At 41.4% G+C, this 1,692-nt stretch carries 1 protein-coding gene; it reads left to right on the forward strand.

Annotated features, from left to right (window positions below):
* Positions 1 to 256: 256 nt before the first annotated feature.
* Positions 257 to 1,692: FG-GAP repeat domain-containing protein (locus CDH49_RS15450; RefSeq protein ID WP_162296728.1), on the forward strand; the 1,436-nt coding region annotated here is incomplete at its 3' end.

Consider the following 1,692-nt stretch of genomic DNA (forward strand, 5'->3'; position numbering starts at 1 on the left):
GCGTATGGAGCGTGTCGATGTCAAGGGAAGGCCCTACCTGTTCATTGCAAACAACAACATGCCATTGGCAATCTTTAGATTGGATTAAAATACCGTTTTTACAAATTAATGATGGTGATATTATATTACAAAGCATGAAATAATTCTTTTTGTATAACCATTTGTTCTACCATTCAATTTTTTTACATTTGGAAACCAACCACACCACCTATCAATATGATATTTATAAGACGGTTGTACTGAACCTAGAACTAATATGAACATATCCAAAATACAAATTTTTGCATGTCTTTTGATTCTCTCGTATTCCTGCAAAGATGATAGTGTCAGAAAGAAGAAGGAGACCACGGCCAATACGCTTTTCTCCTTGATGGACAGTGAACTGACAAACATCGATTTCAACAATACCGTAGAGGAGACTGCCGATTTTAATGCTTTAAATTACCCTTATGCCTATAATGGAGGGGGCGTTGCGATAGGTGATATTAACAACGATGGGCTCCAGGACATCTATCTTACCTCCAACCAGCAGTCCAACAAGCTGTACCTGAACAAAGGTGATTTTGAGTTTGAGGACGTTACCGAGAAGGCAGGGGTTGGGGACACAGGTGGCTGGACCACGGGGGTCAATATGATAGACATCAACAACGATGGATGGATGGATATCTATGTATGTAAGTCAGCATCCAGAAGTCAGGCAAATCTTCGAAAAAACAAGTTATTCGTCAACCAAAAGGATGGGACATTTAGGGAAGAGGCCCAAAAATGGGGACTGGACGATGATGGTTTCTCGATCCAATCCTATTTTTTTGACTATGACAATGATGGCGACCTGGACATGTTCCTTGTTAACCATCGAGACGATTTCTTTAACTCCATTAATCTTGACAATATTTTAAAAGATAAGGATTTTTTCCCCCAAACATCGGATCACCTCTACAGGAACGATGGCACGAGGTTCACCGATGTTACCTTGGAAAGCGGCATCATTAACAAAGAGTTTAGCTTGAGTGCCTCCATAGGCGATTACAACAACGATGGTTGGCTGGACGTGTTCGTTGCCAACGATTTTATCACCCCTGATAAACTTTACATCAACAATAAGAACGGGACCTTTACAAATCAAATAAGCACGAAAATAAAGCATACGTCTTATAGTAGCATGGGTTCGGATTATGCCGATGTCAACAACGATCTTTTGCCCGACCTGCTTGTTCTGGATATGTCCGCTGAAGACCACCGAAGAGGTAAGGAAAATATGGCCACTATGAATACAAATGGTTTTTGGAGGACAGTTCGTTCAGGATTCCATTATGCCTATATGTCCAACATCCTTAACCTTAACAACGGCAATGGCTCCTTTAGCGATGTGGCACAGTTTTCGGGCATTTCCAAGACCGATTGGAGCTGGGCACCACTGATTGCCGACTTTGACAACGATGGGCTCAAGGACATCTTTGTGACCAACGGTATCAAAAGAGAATTAGCGAATCAGGATTTTGGTCATTTTATAAATGATGAAAAAAATGATTCTGTACAGAATATGTCAATTAATGAAGTATTAAAATTTCTCCCCTCAAATAAGCTTCAGAACTATGCGTTCAGGAACGAGGGGGAGCTTTCGTTTTCCAATGTCATAGACGACTGGGGCTTTGGGAAGGCCGTCAACTCGAACGGTGTCGCCTATGGTGA

The sequence above is a fragment of the Confluentibacter citreus genome (assembly GCF_002807055.1).
Taxonomy (GTDB): Bacteria; Bacteroidota; Bacteroidia; order Flavobacteriales; family Flavobacteriaceae; genus Confluentibacter; species Confluentibacter citreus.